The organism is Microbacterium oleivorans (genome assembly GCF_001644225.1).
In the GTDB taxonomy this organism is placed as follows: domain Bacteria; phylum Actinomycetota; class Actinomycetes; order Actinomycetales; family Microbacteriaceae; genus Microbacterium; species Microbacterium gawkjiense.
In genome coordinates this window covers 650,490-674,445 of sequence record NZ_LSTV01000001.1, presented here as the reverse complement: position 1 = coordinate 674,445, position 23,956 = coordinate 650,490, and the positions used below count along the sequence as shown (strand labels likewise).

The following is a 23,956-nucleotide window of genomic DNA, read 5'->3' as shown; positions in this document are numbered from 1 at the left end:
GTGCTCTACCTCGACCACGCCGCCTCCGGCCCGGTGCGCGCCGAGGTGCGCGAGGCGATGCTGCCGTTCCTGGGCGACCGGTTCGGCAACCCGTCGAGCCACCACACCGTCGGGGAGGACGTCGCGGGTGCGCTGGAGGACGCGCGGCGGCGGGTGGCCGCGGTGCTCGGCATGCGCCCGGGGGACGTGGTCTTCACGTCCGGGGCGACGGAGGCGAACAACCTCGCGATCAAGGGGGTCGCCGTCGCCGCCCTCCTGCGTCACGGACGCCCCGGCCACGTCGTCACCACCGCGATCGAGCACGAGTCCGTCCTCGCCTCGGTCGACCACCTCGAACGCGTCCACGGCGTACGGGCGACCCGCCTCCCGGTGGACCCCCACGGTGTGCTGGACCCCGCGGTCCTCGCCGGCGCGCTCCAGGACGACACGGTCCTCGTGTCGGTGGGGTACGCCAACAACGAGATCGGCACGGTGCAGGATGCCGCGGCCCTCGCCGCCGTCACTGCGGGCAGCCGCATCCCCCTCCACCTCGACGCGGTGCAGGCGGCGGGATGGCTCCCGCTGTCGGGGACCGGCGCCGACGCCCTGTCGCTCGCGGGCCACAAGATCGGCGCGCCCCAGGGGATCGGCGTCTTGGCGATCCGCGGTCGCGTCCCCCTGGAGCCCGTCCTCCACGGCGGCGGTCAGGAGCGCGATCGGCGCAGCGGCACGCAGAACATCGCCGGCGCGGTCGGATTCGCCCTCGCGCTCGAACTCGCCGAACGGGAGCGCGACGCCGCGTCCGCCCGGGTCGGCGCCCTCCGGGACGCCTTCGTCGCCCGCGTGCAGACGCTCGTCCCCGAAGCGGTCCCCACGGGGCATCCGACCCGTCGCCTCCCCGGCACCGCGAGCTTCACGTTCGCGGGGGTGAGCGGCGAGGCCGTGCTCCTCGAACTCGAACGCCGCGGGGTGGTCTCCTCGAGCGGTTCGGCCTGCGCGGCGGGCAGCGACGAACCGTCGCACGTCCTCGTCGCGCTCGGGATCGCCCCCGAGGTCGCGCAGACGTCCGTGCGGTTCAGTTTCGGCCACCATGCCGCGGGCGACCCGACCCGGATCGCCGACGCGGTCGCGGCCTCCGTCGCGGCGGTACGATCGCGGTGATGAGCTCCCCGACCGTCACCGTCATCGTGCCCGGCCGCGATGTCGGCGCCTTCGTGGACGAGGCCCTCGCCTCCCTCCGCGCCCAGACCCGCAGCGACTTCCGCGCGATCCTCGTCGACGACGCCTCGCGGGACCGGACGGCCGAGGCCTTCGCCGCCACCGCGGCGGCGGATCCCCGCTTCCGCCTCGTGCGCCACGAGGTCGCCCGCGGCCTCGGCGCATCGCGCAACGAGGCGCTCGAGCTCGTCGACACCCCGCTCGTCGGCTTCTTCGACGCCGACGACGTCATGACCCCTCGCGCGCTCGAGATCCTCGTGGGGAGCCTCGAGGCCTCCGGCAGCGAGGTCGCCGTCGGCGCGTACGTCCGACTGCGAGCGGATGCCGCGGGTCACTACGCCCCCGGGGTCGTGCAGCCGTGGGTCGCCGCCTCGACCTCCCCCGCCCGACGCGGCACGAGCCTGGGCGAACACCCCGACGTCTCGGGCAACATCGTCGCGTGGTCGAAGGTGAGCCGCCTGGACCTCTGGCGCCGCGAGGGCCTGCGGTTCACGGAGGAGAAGGCCTACGAGGACCAGGTCGTCGCGCAGCAGCTCTACACAGCGGCCCGCGGCATCGACGTGGTCCCCGACGTCGTCGTCCACTGGCGCGAGCGCGCCGACGGCACCTCCATCACGCAGCGCCGTCACGCGGTCCCCGTCCTGCAGGACTACCTCGACGGGATGAGCGGCGGCCTCGCGGTCCTCGACGCCGCCGGACGCACCGCCGCCGCGCGTTCGCGGGTGCGCCTCATCCTCGGAATGGACGTCCCCGCCCTCGTGCGGGTCGCCGAACACCACCCCGACGACGCCTACCGGAAATTCCTCGGCGCGTTCACCCGTGGACTCACCGAGCGCGCCGAGCGCGACGGCATCCCTCTCGACGAGGACTCCGCGGCGCTCCGGGCCGCCGCCCTCGCCTGGTGACGCGCGGGCGCGGTGCGGATCAGACCGCGCCCTCGATGCGACCCGCTGCGATCTGCTGAGCGGCGAGCTCCGCGTAGAGACCGCCGAGAGCGAGGAGCTCGGCGTGCGTGCCGGACTCGACGATGCGCCCGCCGCTCACGACGTGGATGACGTCCGCGGCGACGACCGTCGAGAGCCGGTGCGCGATCGACAGGGTGGTGCGCCCCCGCGCCGCCTCGTCGATCGCCTCCTGCACGACGCGTTCCGAGACCGTGTCGAGCGCCGAGGTCGCCTCGTCGAGGAGCAGCACGGGCGGGTCCTTGAGCAGCACGCGCGCGATGGCGATCCGCTGCTTCTCCCCGCCCGAGAGCCGGTACCCGCGCTCGCCGACGATCGTGTCGTACCCGTCTTCGAAACCCGCGATGACGTGATGGATGTTGGCGGCGACGCACGCGGCCTCGATCTCGGCATCCGTCGCCTCCGGCCGGGCGTAGCGCAGGTTGTCGCGGATCGAGGCGTGGAAGAGATACGTCTCCTGCGACACGATCCCGATCCGGTCGATGATCGAGGCGTGCGCGAGGGTGCGGACGTCGGCACCGGCGAACAGCACCGTGCCCGCCGCCGGTTCGTACAGACGCGGGGCGAGGTAGAGGATCGTCGTCTTGCCGGCCCCCGACGGTCCCACGAACGCGACGTGCTGGCCCGGCTCGGCGACGAAGGACACGCCGTCGAGCGTCGCGGGGCTCTGCGGACCGGCATCCGGGTATCGGAAGGACACGTCGCGGAACTCGATCCGTCCGAGCGGACCCGGCGCCGCCGTCACGTCGATCGCGTCGGGGCGGTCCGTGATCGCGGGGCGCAGGTCGAGGTACTCGAAGATGCGGGCGAACAGGGCGCGCGAGGTCTGGACGTCCAGCGCCACGCGCATGAGGCCCATGAGCGGCATCAGCAGACGCGCCTGCACCGTCGTGAAGGCCACGACCGCACCGGCCGTGATCGCGGGGCCGTCGCCCGAGATGAAGAAGCCCGCGACGAGGTAGATGACGGCAGGCACCGAGGACATGATGATCTGCACGACGGCGAAGAAGCCCTGACCGCTCATCGCCTGCCGCACCTGCAGGCCGATCTGCGTGCGGTTCTCGGCGGCGTACCGTTCGGACTCCGCGCGCTGGCGGTTGAACGACTTCGACAGCAGGATGCCGGAGACGCTCAGGGTCTCCTGCGTAATCGCGCTGAGCTCGGAGAGGGACTCCTGCGTCTGCCCCGCGATGCGCGCCCGCACCTGGCCCACCCGGCGCTGGACCAGCACGAGGATCGGCATCATCACGACGGCGATGATCGTCAACCGCCAGTCGATCAGCACCATCGCGACGAGCGCCGAGATCACCGTGACCGTGTTGCCGAGGATGCTCGTCACCGTGTTGGTGAGCACGCCCGAGACGCCGCCGACGTCGTTCTGCAGCCGCGACTGGATGACGCCCGTCTTCGTGCGGGTGAAGAAGCCGAGGTCCATCGCCTGCAGGTGCTCGAACATCCGCACCCGCAGATCGCCCGTGACCCGGTTGCCGACGGTCGAGGTGAGCCAGGTCTGCGCGATGCCGAGGCCCGCGCCGAGCACGAACAGCGCGATCATCGAGAGGACGAGGACACCGAGCAGGCCGAGCCTCGGCGACGAACCGTCGACGGGGAAGAGCGCATCGTCGAAGATCCGCTGCACGAGTAGAGGCGGGATGACGCCCACCGCCGCACCCGCGACGACGAGGACGGCCGTCACCGCGAGCCGGCGGCGGTACGGCCGGAACAGCGCGGCGACGCGGCGGCCGAGGTCGGGGACCTCGGGAGCCGACGCGTTGCGGCGGCGCTGGGCCTCCTCGTCGACCGCGCGGAACCCGCCCCGCCCGCCTCCGGGTCCGCCCATGCTCATCCCGTCACCATAACCCCGCGCCGGGGTCGCGGCGCCGGCGCGGGAATGCCCGGCTCACAGCATCCGTTAAGCTGAACGGCTCGCCCGGGCCCGGCACCTCCGCCGCATCCCGCCCACTCGAAGGATCCTCGTGCCCCTTTCGGACACCGCTTCCACTCCCGTCGTCCCGACCGATTCGCGACCCGCCCGAACCGGTCCGGTCATCGCACTGCTCGTCGTCGCCGCATTCGTCGTCATCCTGAACGAGACGACCATGTCGGTCGCACTGACCGACATCGTTGCGGACCTGGGCATCACCGTCGCCACGGGTCAGTGGCTGACCACCGGCTTCCTGTTGACGATGGCTGTCGTCATCCCGTTGACCGGCTTCCTGCTGGAGCGCTTCCCGCTGCGCTCCGTCTTCTTCGCCGCGATGAGCCTGTTCGCCGCCGGCACGCTCATCGCCGCCCTCGCCCCCGGTTTCGGCTTCCTTCTCGTGGGCCGCATCGTGCAGGCCAGCGGCACCGCGATCATGCTGCCGCTCCTGTTCACGACGGTCCTCAACATCGTCCCGCCGTCGCACCGCGGACGGATGATGGGCCTCATCTCCGTCGTCATCGCGGTCGCGCCGGCGATCGGCCCGACCGTCTCCGGACTGATCCTGTCGACGCTGACCTGGCACGCGATCTTCTGGGTCATGCTGCCGATCGCCCTCATCGCCCTGGGACTCGGAGCGGTGTGGGTCAAGAACGTCACCACCACGCGACCCGATGCGCGCTTCGATCTGCTCTCGGTGCCCCTGTCGGCCTTCGGGTTCGGCGGGCTGATCTACGGCTTCAGCGCGATCGGCGAATCGGCATCCGGTCACACCCCCGTGCCCGTCTGGATCCCGCTCGCCGTCGGCGCCGCATCCCTCGTCCTCTTCGTCCTGCGCCAGCTCCACCTGCAGAAGACCGACAGCGCCCTCCTCGATCTCCGGACGTTCCAGACGCCGGCCTTCTCGCTCGCGATCGTGCTCGTCGTCATCGTGTTCATGGCGCTGTTCGGCTCGATCATCCTGCTCCCCATCTACCTCCAGCAGGTCCTCGGCCTGGACGTGCTCGGGGTGGGGCTCGTGCTGCTCCCCGGCGGCATCCTCATGGGCGCGATGGCGCCGTTCGTCGGCAACGCGTTCGACCGCTTCGGACCGACCCCCCTCGTGATCCCGGGGATGCTGCTGGCCGCCGCGGCCCTGTGGGGCATGACGTTCTTCGGTCCGGACACCGGTGTCGCCTTCGTCATCGCGGTGCACCTCACGCTGAGCCTGGGGCTCGGACTCACGTTCACCCCGCTCATGACGTCCGCGCTCGGCTCGCTCCCCCGCCGGTTCTACCCCTACGGTTCGGCGACGGTGGGCACGCTTCAGCAGGTCGCCGGCGCCGCCGGCACCGCCGTGTTCGTCGCGATCATGACCGTGGTCACGGCCGGTGCCATCGCCGACGGCAGCGACGAGGTCATCGCCAAGGCCGACGGCATCCACGCCGCGTTCCTCGTCGGTGCGATCGTCGCCACGGCGGCGGTCGCCCTCGCCCTGTTCGTCCGCAAGCCCGCCGAGGGCGAGGTCGATCTCCCGGCCGCGGCGCACTGATCCCCGCCGCGCCTTGACGCCGCCGGGCGGGGAGCCGTCAGTCGATGCTGCAGCTGCCGCCGCCGCAGCACCCGGCGCCCTGATCGAGGATCTGGAGCGACGGCTTCTCGTCCGCGGCATCGGTCGTCGTGGGGACGGGCTGCAGGTTCGGGGTCGGCAGGTTCGAAGTCGCCATGTCGATCAGCCTACGCCGCTTAAACGCGGGCAGGGCCGCCGTCAAGGGCCCGCCACCGGCGCGGGCCGCGGCGTAACGTGCGGGCCATGAGCAGCACCGACGGAACCCTCAGCGGAAAGCGTGTCGCGTTCGTCGCGACCGACGGATTCGAAGACAGCGAACTGACCTCGCCCTGGCAGGCGGTGACGGATGCCGGCGCCACCGCCGTGCTCGTCTCCCCCGACGCCGGCAGCATCACCGGCAAGAACGGGCACGAGCAGCGGGTCGATGTGACGACCGAGGAGGCGGAGGCCGCGGACTTCGACGCCCTCGTCCTCCCGGGCGGTGTCGTGAACGCGGACGACCTGCGCCTGGACAAGGCCGCCGTCCGCCTCGCGCGCGACTTCTTCGCGCAGCACAAGCCGGTCGGCGCGATCTGCCACGCGGCCTGGCTGCTCGTGGAGGCCGACGTCCTGGGCGGGCGCACCCTGACGAGCTACCCGAGCCTGCGCACCGACCTCGTCAATGCCGGGGCGACGTGGCAGGACGAGGAGGTGGTCGTCGACGCCGGCCTCGTGTCGAGCCGCACCCCCGACGACCTGCCGGCGTTCGACGCCAAGCTCGTCGAGGAGATCGCCGAAGGACGTCACGCGGCGCAGACCGTCTGACCCACCGGATGCCGCACCCCCGCAGGCGCGCGGGGTGCGGCATCCGTCGTCTCAGCTCTCGTCCGACCGGGTCCGGCGACGGGAGAGGACGATGCCGACGACGACGGCGATCACGGCGACCGCGATCACCGAGCCCACGACGACCGGAAGCAGCGCACCGTCGTCGCCCGGGAGGGCCTCACCGGCGACGTCGTCGGAGGTGATGGGGGCGCCGCCGCCGACCGTGAACGGGATGGTCCCGCTGATGGGGTGCCCGTCGCTGGAGACGACGCGCCACTCGACGACGTAGCCGGCGGCCGGCAGCTCCCCGTCGAGCGCCATCGTGAGGGTGTTGGTGTCGATGGTCGGATCGCCCTGCGCCCAGTCGCGCCCCGCCGCGTCGAAGACGGCGACCGTCGCCCCCTCGGTCATGATGGCAGCCGAGTACGTGAGGGCGATCTCCGCGGGCGCCTCGGCCAGGTCGGCGCCGGCGCCCGGGGAGCTCCCGACGAGCTCGTCGTGCGCTGCGGCGGGGTTCGCGACGGTCAGGACCGCCGCCAGAGCGACGACGATGCCGGCGAGAACGGCGCGGACGGAGGCGGGGAGGGACGAGAGGACGCGCATGCCTCGATTCTCCCGCGTCCGGCTGTGCGGGAGGTCTGTGCGACCGGCGCTAGCGACCGCCCCCGTCCGGCGCAAGGCGGGCACGACGCGAGGGGCTGCGGGGTAGCGTTCACGGACGACACGACGAGAGGACCGGCGATGACCAACGACACCGCAGGAGTCGACAAGCCCGAGGACCGTGGCGCGCCGAGTGCCGAGTACGACGTCCGGGTGAGCGAGCACGACGGGGTGACGCGCATCGACATCGCCGACGACGCGATAGCCCGCCCCGGGCCCGGACCGGGTCAACCCGAGGCCGACGAGGACTGACCCGCGCGCGTCAGAGCCCGAGGAGCTCGTGGGGCGTCGTCCCGTAGCTCCGCAGGTGGTCACGGGTGAGCCCCGTCTCGGTGAACCCCCAGCGTGAGGCGATCTCGGCCACGGTCACCGTCCCGTCGACGGGGGCGCGCAGAATGTCGGCGTGCGCGGCATCCAGCCGGACCGCCGTCAGGTGCTCAGCGGGGGTGCGTCCCGGAACGGAGTGGGTGCGGAACGCGCGGTCCAGCGCCGCCGAGCCGACACCCGCCGCAGCGGCGGCGTCATCGATCGTGATCGGCAGCGAGGCGTGGTCCTCGAGGAAGGCCACTGCCGTCCGGTAGGCGGCCTGCTGCTGCGCGATCGTCTCGCGCCGGACGCGGGCATCCTCGACGGCGGCGAACGTTTCGAGGGTGGTGACCGCGAGCGAGCGGAAGACGGACGCGCGGACGAGGTCGTTGCCGAGGAGGGACTCGGTGTCGAACGCCAGCGCTGCGGCGGAGCGCCACGCCCGGGAGAGCGCCGGAGTGGACGGGGCGGTACCGCCGAATCGCAGCGTCAGGGTGTCGTCGTTGTACACCGTCCGCGCAACGTCCGTCAGGACCTCGACGGGGAGCGCGACGACACGGACCCGGGCGTCCTGGAGCCGGCAATCCAGTGTCCCCGGCTGGAACAGCACGGGAGCCTCGGCGGTGCCTCGGACGCCGTCGACCTCCCATTCGTAGCGGTCGTCACTCTGCACGACGATGACGGCCTCGAGCTCGCACGATGCGCTGTAGCCACCCTCCACCTGCAGCCGACGGAGGCCGAATCGCTCATCGCCGGTGCTCGATTCCTCGAACACGAGGTCGTCGGCGTCGAGCTGGACGTTCCCGTAGCTGCGGCGGATGTAGGCCTCGGCCTCACCGAGGTCCGCGGAACGAAAGTGCTCCTCGAGCACGGTCATGGGGTCTCCTCACACCGGTGCCTGCGTTCCATCCTATGATCCGCCCGCGTTCTCCGGGCCAGCGGGGTCGATGTGCGCAAAACGGATATCCGTGCGCATAATGGATACACCGCCGCAGAAGGAGCACCGTGGGAAAGTTCATCTACAACGAACGCATCCGTGTCGATTTCGAGGACCGGGTGCTCGCCCACCTGCAGGTGGTCATCACGACCAAACTGCGCCGCGGCGAGTCGTTCACGTTCATGTGGCGCAACGACCAGAGCCTCGGCGACGGCCGACAGGTCGTCTGGCTCCACCCGGGCGCCGACCTGAACTTCCAGTACTTCGGGAGCCGGCAGCCGAGCCTCAACCCCGCCTGGCTCGACGCGCTCAGCTACGTCGCGAACTCCCCCTCCGGCCTCTACCTCGTGCCCGAGCCGCAGGGAAGCGCCGCGGCCGGGGTAGGGTCATCGGAGCGGATCGGGTGATCCGGCGCCGGGTCGGCAGGAGAATGCGGCATGGGCGTTGACGTCGATCCGAAGGTCCGCGACGAGACCATCGTCGCGAGCGACGCCGCCGGAGTGCAGAGCGCCGTCGCGCAGCTGAGTACCCGGATCGCCATCCGCGACATCGGCTCCCCCCTCTCCCTCCGGCAGCGGATCGTCGGTGACGACCGCCTCCTGCTGACCTCGTTCGGCATCGACACCCACCTGCACGTCGAGTCCGCCATCACCGGCGCGGTCGCGATCGCCCGGCGCCGGGAGGGCGACCTCCGCACCGTCACCAACGGCGAGGAGGTCGACGCGGGCCGGCCGTTCCTGCTGCGGCCCGGGCGAGCCGAGTCGTGGTCGCGCGAGGTGACGGCCGACATCCTCAGCGTGGATCTGCCCGCCCTCGGCGCCTTCACCGGTCACGACGAGTCCGCACTGCACTTCGGTGCGACCCACATTCTCTCCGCCGAACTGCAACGGCACTGGGACCTCACGATCGACCACGTCACCCGTGTCTTCGACGATCCCGAGCTGCTGCACAACCCCCTCATCCGTCAGGCCGCCGTCGATGCGGTCTTCGCCGCGACGCAGCACGCGTTCGACATCCGATCGGTCGCGGACCGGCCCGACACCCGCGCCGGAACGGATGCCGTCGGCCGGGCGACCGCGTTCATCGACGCGCACCTGGCCGACCCCCTCAGCGTCGGCGACATCGCGCGGGCCGCGCGCCTCAGCGTGCGGGGGCTGCAGAACGCCTTCGCGCGCGTGCTCGACACCACACCGGCCGCGTACGTGCGCGGCGCACGTCTCGCCGCCGTCCGGGCGGAACTGGTCGCCGCCGAACCGCCGCAGACGACGGTCGCCGACGTCGCCCGGCGCTGGGGCTTCGCCCACCTGCCGCGCTTCGCGCAGCACTACCGCGCGGAGTTCGGCGAGCAGCCCAGCGAGACGCTGCGGCGCTCCCGCTGATCAGTCCCAGCCGAGGTAATCCTCGATCTGGAAGGCCGTCTCCCCCGGGTGGGTCATGGGGAAGAGGTGGCCGGCACCGGGCAGCCGCACGACGCTCGTGCGGTCGGCCGCGGTCGCCTGCAGATCGTCGCCGTTCGCCGGCGGTGTGATCGCGTCGTCGGCGCCCTGGATGATGAGGATCGGAAGGGATGCCGCGAGGGTCGCCCAGTCCGCGACCGGGGTGGAGGCGAGGGCGCCGCTCTGCAGGTCCTCGACCTCGAGGTCGCGCGAGCGGGCGAACACGTCCCAGGCCAGCGCGGTGTCGATCCCGGGGCCGACGAGGGTGCGGACGGCATCCGCGTCGGGGGCCTCGACCGGCGTGGCGAAGGCGGTCTGGAGAGCGCGGGCGGCGTCGTCTTCGAGCGGACGCGTCGACTCGACACCAAGGAGCAGGACTCCGCTGACCCGGCCGGGGTGGTCGAGGGCGACCGTTCGCGCGACCGCGCCGCCGAACGCATGACCGCCGATCCACGCCGCGGCGATCCCGAGGTGGTCGAGGACGTCGATGACGTCCTGCGCCAGGTCGTGCATCGACACTGCAGCGGGGCCGGGGCGGCGCGAACCGATACGGACGATCCGGAACCCCTCCTCCTCGAGGATGCTCGCGAGCCCGCCGAGGTAGGCCACGTCGAGGCCCTGAGCGGGGATGAGGACGAGGGCGGGACCCTCCCCCTCGTCGATGAACGGGATGGCACGAGCCTCGGCGTCGAACACCTGGCGCTGGATCTGTGACATGGGAGAGGTCCTTCAGTTGTTGAAGCGGAACTCGACGACGTCGCCGTCCTGCATGACGTAGTCCTTGCCCTCGAGGCGCGCCTTGCCCTTGGCCCGCGCCTCCTGGACCGAGCCGGTCGCGACGAGATCCTCGAACGAGATGACTTCGGCCTTGATGAAGCCCTTCTCGAAGTCGGTGTGGATGACGCCGGCGGCCTGCGGCGCCTTCCATCCCTTGCCGATCGTCCAGGCGCGGGCCTCCTTGGGGCCGGCCGTCAGGTAGGTCTGCAGCCCGAGGGTGTCGAACCCGACCCGGGCGAGCTGGTCCAGGCCCGACTCGTCCTGCCCGGTCGAGGCGAGCAGTTCCGCAGCATCCTCCGGGTCGAGTTCGGCGAGTTCGGACTCGATCTTCGCGTCGAGGAAGACGGCCTGGGCGGGCGCGACCAGCGCGGCGAGTTCCGCCTTGCGGGCGGCATCCGTGAGGACGGCCTCGTCGACGTTGAAGACGAAGATGAACGGCTTGGCGCTGAGAAGGCCGAGTTCGCGGATGGGCGAGAGGTCGATCCCGGATGCCGAGAGGAGCTCGCCGCGCTGCAGCGCCTCCTGCGCGGCCTTCGCCGTCTCGAGGACCGAGGGGTCGAGCTTCTTGCCGCGCACCTCCTTCTCGTAGCGCACGATCGCCTTCTCGAGGGTCTCGAGGTCGGCGAGCTGGAGCTCGGCGTTGATCGTCTCCATGTCGTTCTTCGGGTTCACGGCCCCGTCGACGTGGACGACGTCGTCGTCGGCGAACCCGCGGACGACCTGGGCGATCGCGTCGGCCTCGCGGATGTTGGCGAGGAACTTGTTGCCGAGGCCCTCGCCCTCGCTCGCACCGCGCACGATGCCGGCGATGTCGACGAACGACACCGTCGCGGGCAGGATGCGCTCGGACGAGAAGATCTCCGCGAGGGTGTCGAGCCGGGGGTCCGGCAGGTTCACCACGCCGACGTTCGGCTCGATCGTCGCGAACGGGTAGTTCGCCGCGAGCACGTCGTTCTTGGTGAGGGCGTTGAAGAGGGTGGACTTGCCGACGTTGGGCAGTCCGACGATTCCGATGGTGAGAGCCACGGGCATCCACTCTACGCGGCGGGCGCGCGGCGCCGCGCCCGCCGGTCCCGGTTCCCGGCGGCGCGCCTCCGCCGGGGCGGGCCTGCCGGCGGCGAAGGTGAGGGCATGCCCTTGGACTTCACCGCGATCGACTTCGAGACGGCGAATCCCTCCAACGCCTCGGCGTGCGCCGTGGGAGTGGCCCGGGTCCGGAGCGGTCGCGTTGTCGCCTCGGAGGGCTGGCTGATCCGTCCCCCGGCCGGCCACGACCGCTTCTTCGAGGTCAACGTCGGCATCCACGGGATCCGCGAGTCCGACGTCGCGACGGCCCCCACCTGGACGGAGCAGCTGCCGCGCCTGCTCGATTTCGTCGGCGACGACATCCTCGTCGCCCACAACGCCGGCTTCGACATGCGGGTCCTCCGCACCGCGTGCGAGGTCACCGGTCACGTCCCGCCGGAGGCCCGCTACCTCTGCAGCCTGCACGTCGCCCGCAAGACGTACGACCTCCCGTCGTACCGGCTCCCCTTCGTCGCCGCGGCCGCCGGCCACCTCGACTTCGCCCACCACGACGCCACCGCCGACGCGCTCGCATGCGCGCAGATCGTCATCGATGCGGCCGCCCGCGCCGGGGCGGGCGACCTCGTCGAGCTCGCGATGCTCCTGGGCGTCCGCATCCCGCAGATTCCCTCCGCCGTGCCCGCCACCGCCGCCTGAGACCCCTCGCCCGCGCGGCGCCGACGGATGTCGGAGGCCTGGGGCACCATGACGGACATGGATGCCGTCTTCTCCGTCGTACTCGCCGTGCTCTGCCTTCTCGCCGGCGCCGTCGCCGCGGGCGCGGTTGTCTCGGCTCGTGAGGCCGGGCGGCGGGGCGCGCTCCAGGCGCAGGCCTCGGCGGCCGAGGCGGCCCGTGACGCCCTGCAGGTCCAGCTCGACCAGCAGCGTTCGCTCCACCGCGACGTGACGGCCCGCATCCACGCCGAGCAGGCCGCGCGCGACGAGCGGGAACGCCGCGAGCAGACGGTGCTGCGCGCGCTCGCCCCCGTGCAGGAGACCCTCGCCGCGATGCAGCTGAAGGTCGATCACCTCGAGCGCGACCGGCAGGAGCAGTTCGGATCGCTGGCCGAGCAGCTGCGCCGCGCCCAGGAGTCCGACGAGGCGCTGCGGGCCACGACCGAGTCGCTCGCCGGCGCTCTGCGTTCCAACGGCGCGCGCGGTGTGTGGGGCGAGACGCACCTGCGCCGCATCGTCGAGTCCGCGGGTCTCACGCGGTACGTCGACTTCGACACGCAGACCTCGATCTCGACGGATGCCGGGGCGGGGCGCCCCGACATGATCGTCCGCCTCCCCGGCGACAAGGCGTTGGCGGTCGACGCGAAGGCACCGTTCGACGCCTATCTCGAGGCCAGCGCCATCCCCGTGACCGCCGTCGGCGAGGAGGCCGCACGGCGCAGCAGACTGCTCGCCCGGCACGTCGCTGCCGTGCGCGGCCACATCGACGCCCTGGCCAAGAAGAAGTACTGGGCCGGGATGCCGTCGAGCCCCGAATTCGTCGTCTGCTTCATCCCGAGCGAGTCGCTGCTCGCCGCCGCCCTGGAGGAGGACCCGACCCTCCTCGAGTACGCGTTCGGTCGGCGGGTCGCCCTCGCCTCGCCCGTGAATCTGTGGGCGGTCCTCAAGACCGTCGCCTACACGTGGACCCAGCAGGACGTGTCCACCGAGGCGCGCCGGCTGTTCGATCTCGGCAACGAGCTGTACCACCGGCTCGGCTCGCTCGCCGGTCACGCCGACGACCTCCGGCGCGCGATCGAGCGCACCGTCGACAGCTACAACCGGTTCGCCGGATCTCTCGAGACCCGCGTCCTGGTGAGCGCCCGACGGTTCCCGGGGATCGACGACACACAGCTGGAGGCGCTGCCGTCGCCGACCACGATCGAGTCGACGACCCGCCGACTCACGGCTCCCGAACTGCTCGAGGATCGCGAGCAGTCGGCCGATCTGGGTGAGCTGCGCGGACGCCTCGCGAGCGACTGAGTGCTCAGGAGGGGAAGAAGGTCATGAGACCCACGACGCCGATGGACACGGCGAGGAATGCGCCGATGAGCCACCACGCGTTCACTTCGTGCCCGGGGGGCATGCGACGGCGCAGGAGGACGTCGGGACGGCGCGCCGGGTCATCGACCACGGCGATCGGTGCTGTCACGGGACGCACACCACCGGTCGCCTGACCCACGATCGGGATCTGGCCCGTCGGGGTGACGGGGAGGTGACCCGTGAGCGAGAGCTGGCCCGTGCGCGGGTCACTGGATGCGGTCGACATGTGAACTCCTGGGGGCGGTGGCGAGTGCCGGGGACAACTGACACCACGGTCCATTGTGCCAGAGGGGTCGCGCCGGATCCTGGGTTGACGCTCAGCGCGCGTGTCCGCTATGACGTCTCGGCGACCGGTCGGGTCAGAGCCACTTCGAGGTGAGGTGCTCCGACGAGATCCGTCGCAACGTGCCCGAAGCCCCACGCAGGACCACGCTCTCGGTGTAGACGAAGTCGCCCACCCGGCGCACCCCCGCGACCAGTTCGCCGTTGGTGACACCGGTCGCGACGAAAAGGGTGTTGTTCCCGCGGACGAGGTCGTCCGCTTCGTACACGTGGTCGTCGAGCCGGAGACCCGCATCGATTCCCCGCTGCTTCTCGTCGTCGTCGCGCGCCCACAGCCGCCCCTGGATGTGACCCCCGAGCGCCTTGATCGCGCAGGCCGTCACGATGCCTTCGGGGCTGCCGCCGATCCCGACGCACATGTCGGTGCGGGCGTTGTGCCGCGCCGCGTTGATGCCGCCGGCGACGTCGCCGTCGCTCATCAGTCGCGTGCCGGCGCCGGCTTCGCGGATCTCCTCGACGAGCTTCGCGTGGCGCGGCCGGTTGAGGACGGAGACGACGAGTTCGTCGACGGGCTTGTCGAGCGCCTTCGCGAGGCGACGGATGTTCTCGGCGATCGGCAGGCGGATGTCGACCACCCCGACGCCGGCGGGGCCGGTCACGATCTTGTCCATGTAGAAGACCGTCGAGGCGTCGAGCATCGCCCCGCGGTCGGCCACGGCGATGACGGACAGGGCGTTGTTGCGCCCCTCTGCGGTGAGCGTCGTGCCGTCGATGGGGTCGACGGCGATGTCGCACTGCGGTCCGCGCCCGGTACCGACACGCTCACCGTTGAAGAGCATGGGGGCGTTGTCCTTCTCGCCCTCGCCGATGACGATGACGCCGTCGAAGTTCACCGTCGTGAGGAAGGCGCGCATGGCGTCGACGGCCGCACCGTCGGCGAGCTCCTTCTTGCCGCGCCCGATGAAGGGGACGGAGCGGATCGCGGCCGCCTCGGTCGCGCGGACCAGCTCCAGCGCGAGGTTGCGGTCGGGATGCAGCGGACTCATGTCGGCAGTCAGGCTCACCATGGGCTCAGCCTAGGCCCGGCCTCCCTCGTGCCCCGCGGATTCCGTGGTGACGGACACGAAGGAATGCCGATTCTTTCCATCGGTGAAGAGAGCGGCCCCGCGCGATGCGCCGGGCGACCCCGAGCCGGAGCGGATGCCGACCCTTCGATAGAGTTGGCCTGAATCCACACCCCTTCCCGAGGAGCTCACATGCCCGTCGCCACCCCTGACCAGTACGCCGACATGCTGGATCGCGCGAAGGCAGGCGGATTCGCCTACCCCGCGATCAACGTCTCGAGCTCGCAGACCATCAACGCGGTCCTCCAGGGCCTGACCGAGGCCGGCTCCGACGGCATCCTCCAGGTCACCACCGGCGGCGCCGACTACTTCGCGGGCCACACGGTCAAGGGCCGCGCCACCGGCGCCCTGGCCTTCGCGAAGTACGTCACCGAGGTCGCGAAGAACTACCCGATCACCGTCGCCCTCCACACCGACCACTGCCCGAAGGACGCTCTCCCCGGCTTCGTCCTCCCCCTCATCGAGGCCTCCGAGGCCGAGGTCAAGGCCGGTCGCAACCCGATCTTCCAGTCGCACATGTGGGACGGATCGGCCGTGCCGCTGGACGAGAACATCCAGATCGCGCAGGACCTGCTCCCGCGCATGAAGAACATCAACGCCATCCTCGAGATCGAGGTCGGCGTCGTCGGCGGCGAGGAGGACGGCGTCGCGCACGAGGGCTCGAACGACGCCCTGTACACGACCGTCGCCGACGTGACGAAGGCCGTCGAGGCGCTCGGCCTCGGCGAGAACGGCCGCTACATCTCGGCGCTGACCTTCGGCAACGTCCACGGCGTGTACAAGCCGGGCGGCGTGAAGCTCCGCCCCGAACTCCTGGGCGAGATCCAGGAGGGCATCGCCGCGCACTTCGGCACCGGCCCGAAGCCGCTCGACCTCGTGTTCCACGGCGGCAGCGGCTCGTCCGACGAGGAGATCGCCCTCGCGGTGAGCAACGGCGTCGTGAAGATGAACATCGACACCGACACCCAGTACGCCTTCACGCGCTCGGTCGCCGGCTACATGCTGTCGAACTACGAGGGCGTCCTGAAGCTCGACGGCGAGGTCGGCAACAAGAAGCTGTACGACCCGCGCGCCTGGGGCAAGGTCGCCGAGTCCGCGATGGCCGAGCGTGTCGTCGCCGCGACGCAGCAGCTCGGCTCGGCCGGCAAGTCGCTCGGCGCCTGAGCAGAGCGACCCCCACGACGAAACCCCGGTCCGCACGGACCGGGGTTTCGTGTCGCCGGGCTCAGTACTTGGCGGTGCCGAGGACGTCGCGCGGGTATAGGGCGTAGCGCACGCCGTCCACGGTGAAGGCGGTGTGCAGGTGGGGTCCGGTCGAACACCCCGTGGAACCGACGGACCCGATCCGCTGTCCGGCGGCGACGGTCTGACCCGTCTTCACCGAGAAGGCGCTGAGGTGGGCGTACACCTGCTCGAGCCGCATCCCGTCGACCGTCGAGGTCACGACGACCTCTTTCTGCTTCGTGGTGTTGGGCGCCCAGGAGGGGCAGCCGGTCCGGATCCACACCTCGCGCACCGAGACGGTCCCGCCCCGCATCGCGTAGACGGGCGTCCCGGTGGGCGCGGCGATGTCGTCGCCGCTGTGGCCCGAGTAGGTCGTGAAGGTGCCCGAGGGGCGCAGCGGGTACGCCCACCCGTAGCGGCCGGGCACCGACGGCCCGGCGGCCGTCGCGTCGGGCTGGGCGGACATCGCCGCGCTCGTCCAGAGGTCGTCGCCGTCGGCGTCGACGAGCCGGAGCACTCCGTCGTTGCCGAGGATCGCGGCCCTCGCCTCGAGCCCGGCGGTCTGGGAGGACCATACCGAGACGCCGCGCTCGTCGAGCAGGAGCAGCTCCCCGTCGCCCGAGAAGAGGAGGCTGGCGTCGAAGGTGCCGGTCGTCCGCGCGGTCCTCACGAGGGCGTAGTCACGCGTGAGCGCCACGTTGCCGTCGCCGCGCAGCCCGAACGTGTAGCGACCGTCGGGTGAGGTGAGCATCACACCCGGACGGAGAGTCGTCCCGGGGGTCATCACGGACCCGAGCGAAAGGGCCACGGCTTTGCCCGCCGAGGTCGTCGTGACGCTCCGATGATTCTTCTTGACGGCGGTCACCGAGACGCTGACCGAGCGGCCGGCGGCCCACGTCGGGACCTCCCAGCTCGTCCCGGTGGCGCCCTCGATCGCTCCGCCGTCGACCCGCCACTGCACCTTCAGCTGCTCGGGCGCCGGTAGCCACGTGCCCGGGCTCACGGTGAGCGTCTTACCCGCCGCGGCTGTCCCGGTGATGGTCGGCTTCGGTGTCGACGTGAAGGGGGCGAGCACGCCGATCCCGGCGGAGGTGCGAACGGCCGGGCTGTAGCCCGCCTTCGTGCCGGTGACGCGCACCGCGACGGTGGTACCGGCATCCGCTCCGACCAGACGGTACGTGCGCGCCGTCGCTCCCGCGATCGGGGCGCCGCCGCGGAGCCACTGGTACGCGAGTGCGGTCCCCGCGGGAGCCCAGGTGCCGGGGGCCGCCGTCAGCGTGGCGCCGACGGTGCCCGCGCCCGAGATCGTGACGGCGGACGGCGGCGTCAGAAGGCGCGCCACGACCACCCCCGCGCTCGTGCGCACGAGGGACGTGTACCCGGTCTTGGCAACGGTCACGCGGACCGACAGGGTCGCGCCGGCATCGGCGGTCGCGGGGGTGTACGTCGCCCCCGTGGCGCCGGTAAGCACGGCTCCCCCGCGCATCCACTGGTAGGCGACGGTGACGGGAGCGGGGCCGAACCCGACGACGGTCGCCGTGAGCTTCGCCCCGACGGCGGGGGTTCCGGTGACGGCCACCGTGCCCGCGGTCAGTGCCGCGGCGGTCGGCGAGGGGGTCGCGGCGGCGGGGGTCGCTGCGGGAGTGGATGCCGCCGTGGCGGGCCCGCCGGCCAGAAGCAGACCGATCGTCGCGGCCAGAGCGACGGCGGTGGAGGCGATCCTCCGGGGTGTGCCGGTCACGATTCCCCTCCCGAGATGACGCACGCGAGGGAACACCCGCAGCAGCCGTAAAAGTACCAGGTGTTAGGAACCGAGCGCGAGGCCCCGCACGAGGCCCGGGTCGCCGAAGATCGGGATCGCGAGGCAGACGCTCACGATCACGAACGTGACGATGGCGCCGACGAGCGGGATCCACCAGCTCGCGCGGCCCTTCGCGAGCGACCACCACGACAACCCCGCGGTGAGAACCCAGCCCACCGCGAAGACGGTCGCGCCGACCCCGCCCCACAGCGCGCCCTGCGCCGTGTTGGTGAACTCCCCGTCGACGCCGGCGACCTCCATCCAGGTCTTCGCGAACGACGTGAAGTCCACGAGTTGCGGGATCGCGCCGATGACGGTCACGAGGCCGTAGGCCAGGAGCGCCACGGTGATGATGCGGTCCGCCATCCGCGTCGGACGGGCCGCCACGGTCGTCGCCGGGGCGGTGGGCGGATGCGGCGGGTCGACGGGTGCCGCCGGTTCCGGCTCCGGCTGCCGGGTCGCGGCGCGCTGCTGCTCGGGCGTCGCGTACTCCCCGTACTGCGGTCGCGGTCGGGGGTCGTCGCTCACGGGCGGGTCCGTCCCCCGAGGGCACGGTCGTCGGGGCGGCCGGAGCGGTCCTGACGGAGTTCCTTCGGCAGCGAGAACATGAGGTCCTCCTCCGCCGTCTTCACCTCGGCGACATCCCGGTACCCCGCGCCGGCGAGGTCCTCGAGGACCTCGGTCACGAGCACCTCGGGGACCGACGCGCCCGAGGTGACACCGACGGTCTCGACGCCGTCGAGCCACTCCTGCTTGATCTCGTGGGCGTAGTCGACGCGGTACGCCGCCTTCGCGCCGTACTCGAGGGCGACCTCGACGAGCCGGACGCTGTTGGACGAGTTGGCCGAGCCCACGACGATGACGAGGTCGGCATCCCTCGCGACCTTCTTGATCGCGACCTGACGGTTCTGCGTCGCGTAGCAGATGTCGTCGGAGGGCGGGTCCTGGAGGTTGGGGAACCGCTCGCGGAGGCGGCGGACGGTGTCCATCGTCTCGTCGACCGACAGCGTCGTCTGCGAGAGCCACACGACCTTGTCGGGGTCCTTCACCTCGACGGTGTCGGCCTCTTCGGGCGAGTTGACGACGGTGACGTGGTCGGGCGCCTCACCGGCGGTCCCCTCGACCTCTTCGTGACCGTCGTGCCCGATGAGGAGGATCTCGAAGTCGTCGCGTGCGAACCGCACGGCCTCGCGGTGCACCTTTGTGACGAGCGGGCAGGTCGCGTCGATGGCCTGCAGTCCGCGGTCGGCGGCGGCGTTCACGACCGCGGGCGAGACGCCGTGCGCGCTGAAGACGACGTGCGCGCCCTCCGGGACCTCGTCGACCTCGTCGACGAAGATCGCGCCCATCGACTCGAGCTCGGTCACGACGTGGATGTTGTGGACGATCTGCTTGCGCACGTAGACGGGCGCGCCGTAGCGCTCGAGCGCCTTCTCCACCGCGATGACGGCGCGGTCCACGCCCGCGCAGTAGCCGCGCGGAGCGGCGAGGAGGACGCGCTTGGAGCCCTGGACGGGGAGGTCGACGAGCCGCCCGCGGGCTCCCGGGATTCGGGGCATCGGCAGCGAAACGGCAGGTGAGGTCACCCCTCGATTGTACGAAGCCCCGGCTGGGTGGGGGACGTGTGCAGCAAGATGGGTGTCCGTGACGACTTTCCAGACCGAGCCGGGCGCCGTCCCGCCGCCGGACGCCGTGCACCCGCGGGACTCCTCCCCCGACACCCCGACCTCGGTCTCCCGCCTGAACGAGACCATCCGCGACTTCGTCCAGAAGTGGGGATCGGTCTGGGTCGAGGGCGAGATCACGGCCTGGAACCTGCGGGGCGGTCATGTCTTCGGGCGCCTGAAGGATGCCGCCGGCGACGGCATGCTCTCGTTCCGGATGTGGTCCTCGACGCTGCAGCGCACCCCCGACGACCTGAAGATCGGCGACCGCGTGATCGCCTGCATCAAGGCGGACTACTTCACGAAGACCGGAGATTTCACCTTCACGGTCTCGTCGATGCGCCACACGGGCCTCGGCGACCAGCTCGAGCGGCTCGAACGCCTCCGCGCCACGCTCCGGGCCGAGGGACTGTTCGATCCCGCACGCAAGAAGCCCCTCCCCTTCCTCCCCCACGTGATCGGACTGATCACGGGCGAGCGCAGCGACGCCGAGAAGGACGTGCACCGCAACGCCGAGCTGCGCTGGCCGCACGTCGTCTTCCGCACCGTGTACGCCGCCGTCCAGGGCGACCGCTGCGTCCCCGAGACCCTCGCCGCCCTCCGCACCCTCGACGCCGATCCCGAGGTCGACGTCATCATCATCGCCCGCGGCGGCGGCGACCCGCAGTCGCTGCTGGGGTTCAGCGATGAGCGCCTGGTGCGCGCGGTGGCCGCGGCATCCACCCCCGTCGTCTCGGCGATCGGACACGAGAACGACCATCCGCTCCTCGACGAGGTCGCCGACCTGCGCGCGTCGACCCCGACCGACGCGGCCAAGCGCGTCGTGCCCGACGTGTCCGAGCAGCGCGCGCTCGTCCAACAGCTGCGCAGCCGCGCCCGCACACGCCTGACCCAGCGCGTGTCGCACGACATCGCCGCGCTCGCCCAGCTGCGCTCGCGTCCCGTGCTGCGGGACCCCGAGTCGATGCTCACCGGTCGCGCCCAGGAGGTCGTGGCGCTGTCGTCGCGCGGGCGCGACGTCATGCGACGGCGATGGGATGCCGCGGCCCGCACGACGGCGGAGCTGCGGGCGTCGCTGCGCGCCCTCTCCCCCGGTGCGACCCTCGACCGCGGGTACGCGATCGCGCACCTCCCGGGCGGCGCCATCGTCCGCGACGCCGCGCAGGCCCCCGTCGGCACGGACGTCGTCGTCACCGTCGGTCGCGGCTCCTTCGCGGCGCGCTCGTCCGGCGAGGTGTCGGAGGCCGGGGCGGAAGGCCCGTGACCCGCGAACTAGGATGGAGGCCATGACGACCGACGCCGGGGATGTGTCGACCCTCTCCTTCGAGCAGGCCCGCGACGAACTCGTGCAGGTGGTCGCACAGCTGGAGCAGGGCTCCCCCACCCTCGAGGAGTCGCTCGCCCTCTGGACCCGCGGCGAGGCCCTCGCCGCCCGCTGCGAGGAATGGCTGCTCGGCGCGAAGCGACGCCTCGACGAGGCGCGTCCCGACGGCGGAACGGCGCCCTGATGGCCCGGCCCCGCATCGTCGCCGAGCTCGGCCGACCCGAGACGCCGGAGGAGACCGCCGCGCGCAAAGCCGCAGCCTCCGAGCGCTACCGCTCGAGCAAGACCTTCCGCAACCTCATCGCCGCGCTCATTGTGTGCGTCGGCATCATGGCCGTCGTCTACCTCGGGGTCCCCCGCGGCACTCCCGCCGACATCCCCGAGGCCGACGTCCCCGCCGCCGCCGCAGAGGCGGAGCGGACCGCCGGGCACGGTGTGATCGTCCCCACCGCGCCCGACGAGTGGCGCGCGAACTCCGCGAAGGTCGAGGGCGGCGAATGGCGCGTCGTCTACGCGCCGTCGACCGGCTACGTCGAGGTGACGCAGGCCTTCGCCCCGCCGGAGGGCTGGGTCTCGCGGGAGCTCGGCGGGTACGCCCCGACCGGGACGACCACGATCGACGGCATCGAGTGGGACGTCTACGACCTCCCCAGCGCCGTCGACACCATCGACTACGCCCTCGCCACCACGGCGGGCACCGACACCGTCGTCATCGGCCTGGCCGCCTCCACTGACCGCGGCGCCGCCGAGACCGTCGCCGCGAGCCTGGGCGACCAGATCCGCACCCTGAGAGAGGAGCTCCGTTGAGCACGACGACCCCCGCAGACGTCTGGACGGCCATGCTGGAGGGCAACCGGAGATTCGTCGCCGGTGAGCCGCGGCATCCCCGGCAGGACGCCGAACGCCGTCACGAACTCGCACACGCGCAGCGTCCGACCGCTGCCCTGTTCGGCTGCTCCGACTCGCGACTGGCCGCCGAGATCATCTTCGACGAGGGCCTCGGTGACCTGTTCGTCATCCGCAACGCCGGCCAGGTCGTCTCCGACTCGGTCGTCGGCAGCCTCGAGTACGCCGTCGCCGTGCTGAACGTCCCGCTCATCGTCGTCCTCGGCCACGACGAATGCGGCGCCGTGCGCGCGGCCATCGACTCGACCGCGGCGGATGCGCCCGCCCTGCCCGCGAACATCTGGCGACAGGTGGCCCCCATCGTCCCGGCCGTCCGACGCGTGCTCACCGCCCACGAGGGCGCCACGGCGCATACGGTGGATGCCGAAGAGGTCGGCCGCGAGCACCTCCGCGACACCGTCGCCGGCATCCTGCGCTCGTCCGAGCTCATCAGCGAGGCCGTCGCGGAGGGTCGCGTCGCGATCGTCGGCGCCAACTACCGCCTCGCCGACGGCACGGCGATCCCCGACGTCGTCGTGGGCGACGTCGCCTGAGCTCAACACCCCGCACGACAGTCACTGAAACGAGGACGTGAACGACCATGACTGAGCCGACCGAGTACCGCATCGAGCACGACACGATGGGCGAGGTGCGTGTTCCGAAGGACGCGCTCTACGCCGCGCAGACCCAGCGCGCGGTGGAGAACTTCCCGATCTCGGGCTCCGGCCTCGAGTCGACGCAGATCGCGGCCCTGGCACGCATCAAGAAGGCGGCCGCGCTCGCCAACAAGGAGCTCGGCACCCTCGACGGCGCCATCGCCGACGCGATCGCCTGGGCGGCGGACGAGGTCGTCACCGGCGCGTACGACGAGCACTTCCCGGTGGACACGTACCAGACCGGCTCGGGCACCTCCTCGAACATGAACATGAACGAGGTGCTCGCCACCCTCGCGACCCGCAAGCTCGGCGCTCCCGTCCACCCCAACGACCACGTCAACGCCTCGCAGTCGTCGAACGACGTGTTCCCCACGTCGGTCCACATCGCCGTCACGCAGGCCCTGATCGACGACCTCATCCCCGCCCTCGACCACCTCGCCGTGGCGCTCGAGGAGAAGGCCGAGGCGTGGAAGAGCGTCGTCAAGAGCGGCCGCACCCACCTGATGGACGCCACCCCGGTCACGCTCGGCCAGGAGTTCGGCGGGTACGCGCGTCAGATGCGTCTCGGCATCGAGCGCGTGCAGTCGGTCCTCCCCCGCGTCGGCGAGGTCCCGCTCGGCGGCACCGCCGTCGGCACCGGCATCAACACGCCCCTCGGGTTCCCGCAGAAGGTCATCGCGCTGCTCGCGGCCGAGACCGAACTGCCGATCACCGAGGCGAAGGACCACTTCGAGGCACAGGCCAACCGCGACGGGCTCGTCGAGGCCTCGGGTGCCCTGCGTACCATCGCCGTCTCGCTGACGAAGATCAACAACGACATCCGCTGGATGGGATCGGGGCCGAACACCGGTCTCGGCGAGCTCCACATCCCCGACCTGCAACCGGGCTCGTCGATCATGCCGGGCAAGGTCAACCCGGTCGTCCCGGAGGCGACCCTCATGGTCGCCGCCCGCGTCATCGGCAACGACGCGACGGTCGCCTGGGCCGGGGCATCCGGGTCCTTCGAACTCAACGTCGCGATCCCCGTCATGGGCACGGCCCTGCTCGAGTCGATCCGACTGCTCTCCAACGCGATGCGGGTCCTCGCCGACAAGACCGTGTCGGGTCTCGTGGCGAACGAGGAGCGCGCGGCCGCCTACGCGGGCATGTCGCCGTCGATCGTGACCCCGCTCAACAAGCTCATCGGCTACGAGGCCGCCGCGAAGATCGCGAAGCACTCGGTCGCCAAGGGGATCACGGTGCGCGACGCGGTGATCGAGCTCGGGTACGTCGAACGGGGCGAGCTCACCGAGCAGCAGCTCGACGAGAAGCTCGACCTCCTCTCGATGACCCACCCTGGTTGATA

At 71.5% G+C, this 23,956-nt stretch carries 26 protein-coding genes; 15 read left to right on the top strand and 11 right to left on the bottom strand.

The window, feature by feature from the left end; genetic code table 11:
* Positions 1-1,140: a cysteine desulfurase family protein gene (locus AYL44_RS03135; protein ID WP_064001784.1), complete on the top strand. Its 1,140-nt coding sequence runs from the start codon at positions 1-3 to the stop codon at positions 1,138-1,140.
* Positions 1,140-2,102 (top strand): glycosyltransferase family 2 protein, encoded by a 963-nt coding sequence (locus tag AYL44_RS03130; RefSeq protein WP_064001783.1) that lies wholly within the window; start codon positions 1,140-1,142, stop codon positions 2,100-2,102. The genes AYL44_RS03135 and AYL44_RS03130 overlap by 1 nt, the downstream gene beginning before the upstream one ends.
* 19 nt (positions 2,103-2,121) lie before the next feature.
* Here AYL44_RS03130 and AYL44_RS03125 read toward each other — a convergent pair whose 3' ends face one another.
* On the bottom strand, positions 2,122-3,999 hold the full coding sequence (locus tag AYL44_RS03125) for an ABC transporter ATP-binding protein (RefSeq protein WP_064001782.1): 1,878 nt from the start codon (positions 3,997-3,999) through the stop codon (positions 2,122-2,124).
* A 136-nt stretch (positions 4,000-4,135) separates the two neighbouring features.
* On the opposite strand from AYL44_RS03125, the gene AYL44_RS03120 reads away from it, so the two are divergent.
* On the top strand, positions 4,136-5,611 hold the full coding sequence (locus tag AYL44_RS03120) for an MDR family MFS transporter (RefSeq protein WP_064001781.1): 1,476 nt from the start codon (positions 4,136-4,138) through the stop codon (positions 5,609-5,611).
* 37 nt (positions 5,612-5,648) lie between these two features.
* Here the strand turns inward: AYL44_RS03120 and AYL44_RS14670 are convergent, their stop codons facing one another.
* The gene (locus AYL44_RS14670) at positions 5,649-5,786 is read right to left on the bottom strand and encodes a hypothetical protein (RefSeq protein ID WP_197471574.1); all 138 of its coding nucleotides are present in this window, start codon (positions 5,784-5,786) and stop codon (positions 5,649-5,651) included.
* Between the two features lie 86 nt (positions 5,787-5,872).
* On the opposite strand from AYL44_RS14670, the gene AYL44_RS03115 reads away from it, so the two are divergent.
* A complete protein-coding gene (locus AYL44_RS03115) occupies positions 5,873-6,433 on the top strand; it encodes a type 1 glutamine amidotransferase domain-containing protein (RefSeq protein ID WP_064001780.1) in 561 nt (186 codons plus the stop codon).
* A gap of 51 nt (positions 6,434-6,484) precedes the next feature.
* On the opposite strand, the gene AYL44_RS03110 is transcribed toward AYL44_RS03115, so the two are convergent.
* Positions 6,485-7,036 (bottom strand): copper resistance CopC family protein, encoded by a 552-nt coding sequence (locus tag AYL44_RS03110; RefSeq protein ID WP_064001779.1) that lies wholly within the window; start codon positions 7,034-7,036, stop codon positions 6,485-6,487.
* 138 nt (positions 7,037-7,174) lie between these two features.
* Here AYL44_RS03110 and AYL44_RS14665 point away from each other — a divergent pair, with 138 nt between their 5' ends.
* Positions 7,175-7,345, top strand: coding sequence for a hypothetical protein (locus AYL44_RS14665; protein ID WP_197471573.1), 171 nt, complete (start codon positions 7,175-7,177; stop codon positions 7,343-7,345).
* 10 nt (positions 7,346-7,355) lie between these two features.
* Here the strand turns inward: AYL44_RS14665 and AYL44_RS03105 are convergent, their stop codons facing one another.
* On the bottom strand, positions 7,356-8,276 hold the full coding sequence (locus AYL44_RS03105) for a helix-turn-helix domain-containing protein (RefSeq protein ID WP_064001778.1): 921 nt from the start codon (positions 8,274-8,276) through the stop codon (positions 7,356-7,358).
* A 128-nt stretch (positions 8,277-8,404) separates the two neighbouring features.
* Here AYL44_RS03105 and AYL44_RS03100 point away from each other — a divergent pair, with 128 nt between their 5' ends.
* Complete coding sequence (locus AYL44_RS03100; protein WP_064001777.1) at positions 8,405-8,743, top strand: hypothetical protein; 339 nt, start codon at positions 8,405-8,407, stop codon at positions 8,741-8,743.
* Positions 8,744-8,773: 30 nt separating this feature from the next.
* Positions 8,774-9,715 carry a helix-turn-helix domain-containing protein gene (locus AYL44_RS03095; RefSeq protein WP_064001776.1) on the top strand — a complete coding sequence of 314 codons (942 nt, stop codon included), beginning with the start codon at positions 8,774-8,776 and terminating at the stop codon, positions 9,713-9,715.
* On the opposite strand, the gene AYL44_RS03090 is transcribed toward AYL44_RS03095, so the two are convergent.
* Positions 9,716-10,489 carry an alpha/beta fold hydrolase gene (locus AYL44_RS03090; protein WP_064001775.1) on the bottom strand — a complete coding sequence of 258 codons (774 nt, stop codon included), beginning with the start codon at positions 10,487-10,489 and terminating at the stop codon, positions 9,716-9,718.
* A gap of 12 nt (positions 10,490-10,501) precedes the next feature.
* On the bottom strand, positions 10,502-11,575 hold the full coding sequence (ychF, locus tag AYL44_RS03085) for a redox-regulated ATPase YchF (protein ID WP_064001774.1): 1,074 nt from the start codon (positions 11,573-11,575) through the stop codon (positions 10,502-10,504).
* Between the two features lie 105 nt (positions 11,576-11,680).
* Between ychF and AYL44_RS03080 the strand changes: the two genes are divergently transcribed.
* Complete coding sequence (locus AYL44_RS03080; protein ID WP_064001773.1) at positions 11,681-12,271, top strand: 3'-5' exonuclease; 591 nt, start codon at positions 11,681-11,683, stop codon at positions 12,269-12,271.
* A gap of 57 nt (positions 12,272-12,328) precedes the next feature.
* Positions 12,329-13,591 (top strand): DNA recombination protein RmuC, encoded by a 1,263-nt coding sequence (locus AYL44_RS03075; RefSeq protein ID WP_231872711.1) that lies wholly within the window; start codon positions 12,329-12,331, stop codon positions 13,589-13,591.
* A gap of 4 nt (positions 13,592-13,595) precedes the next feature.
* On the opposite strand, the gene AYL44_RS03070 is transcribed toward AYL44_RS03075, so the two are convergent.
* A complete protein-coding gene (locus tag AYL44_RS03070) occupies positions 13,596-13,877 on the bottom strand; it encodes a hypothetical protein (RefSeq protein WP_064001771.1) in 282 nt (93 codons plus the stop codon).
* 133 nt (positions 13,878-14,010) lie between these two features.
* Positions 14,011-15,000 (bottom strand): class II fructose-bisphosphatase, encoded by a 990-nt coding sequence (glpX, locus tag AYL44_RS03065; protein WP_064001770.1) that lies wholly within the window; start codon positions 14,998-15,000, stop codon positions 14,011-14,013.
* 189 nt (positions 15,001-15,189) lie between these two features.
* On the opposite strand from glpX, the gene fbaA reads away from it, so the two are divergent.
* Positions 15,190-16,221, top strand: coding sequence for a class II fructose-bisphosphate aldolase (gene fbaA, locus AYL44_RS03060; protein WP_064001769.1), 1,032 nt, complete (start codon positions 15,190-15,192; stop codon positions 16,219-16,221).
* Between the two features lie 61 nt (positions 16,222-16,282).
* Here fbaA and AYL44_RS14830 read toward each other — a convergent pair whose 3' ends face one another.
* From AYL44_RS14830 to AYL44_RS03045, 3 genes are all read right to left on the bottom strand, one after another.
* Entirely contained in the window at positions 16,283-18,022 is a 1,740-nt protein-coding gene (locus AYL44_RS14830) for a peptidoglycan DD-metalloendopeptidase family protein (RefSeq protein WP_064001768.1), read from the bottom strand.
* A gap of 63 nt (positions 18,023-18,085) precedes the next feature.
* On the bottom strand, positions 18,086-18,610 hold the full coding sequence (locus AYL44_RS03050; RefSeq protein ID WP_064001767.1) for a DUF6264 family protein: 525 nt from the start codon (positions 18,608-18,610) through the stop codon (positions 18,086-18,088).
* Positions 18,607-19,641 (bottom strand): 4-hydroxy-3-methylbut-2-enyl diphosphate reductase, encoded by a 1,035-nt coding sequence (locus tag AYL44_RS03045; protein WP_064001766.1) that lies wholly within the window; start codon positions 19,639-19,641, stop codon positions 18,607-18,609. The genes AYL44_RS03050 and AYL44_RS03045 overlap by 4 nt, the downstream gene beginning before the upstream one ends.
* 85 nt (positions 19,642-19,726) lie before the next feature.
* On the opposite strand from AYL44_RS03045, the gene xseA reads away from it, so the two are divergent.
* The 5 genes from xseA to AYL44_RS03020 are packed head-to-tail and all read left to right on the top strand — an operon-like array spanning position 19,727 to position 23,954.
* Positions 19,727-21,010, top strand: a complete 1,284-nt coding sequence (xseA, locus tag AYL44_RS03040; protein WP_064002452.1) for an exodeoxyribonuclease VII large subunit — start codon at positions 19,727-19,729, stop codon at positions 21,008-21,010.
* A 22-nt stretch (positions 21,011-21,032) separates the two neighbouring features.
* Positions 21,033-21,254 carry an exodeoxyribonuclease VII small subunit gene (locus AYL44_RS03035; RefSeq protein ID WP_064001765.1) on the top strand — a complete coding sequence of 74 codons (222 nt, stop codon included), beginning with the start codon at positions 21,033-21,035 and terminating at the stop codon, positions 21,252-21,254.
* Entirely contained in the window at positions 21,254-21,877 is a 624-nt protein-coding gene (locus tag AYL44_RS03030) for a DUF4245 family protein (RefSeq protein ID WP_064001764.1), read from the top strand. The genes AYL44_RS03035 and AYL44_RS03030 overlap by 1 nt, the downstream gene beginning before the upstream one ends.
* A 32-nt stretch (positions 21,878-21,909) precedes the next feature.
* Positions 21,910-22,509, top strand: a complete 600-nt coding sequence (locus AYL44_RS03025; RefSeq protein ID WP_082886124.1) for a carbonic anhydrase — start codon at positions 21,910-21,912, stop codon at positions 22,507-22,509.
* 47 nt (positions 22,510-22,556) lie between these two features.
* Positions 22,557-23,954 carry a class II fumarate hydratase gene (locus AYL44_RS03020; RefSeq protein WP_064001762.1) on the top strand — a complete coding sequence of 466 codons (1,398 nt, stop codon included), beginning with the start codon at positions 22,557-22,559 and terminating at the stop codon, positions 23,952-23,954.
* The last annotated feature ends 2 nt before the right edge of the window (positions 23,955-23,956 follow it).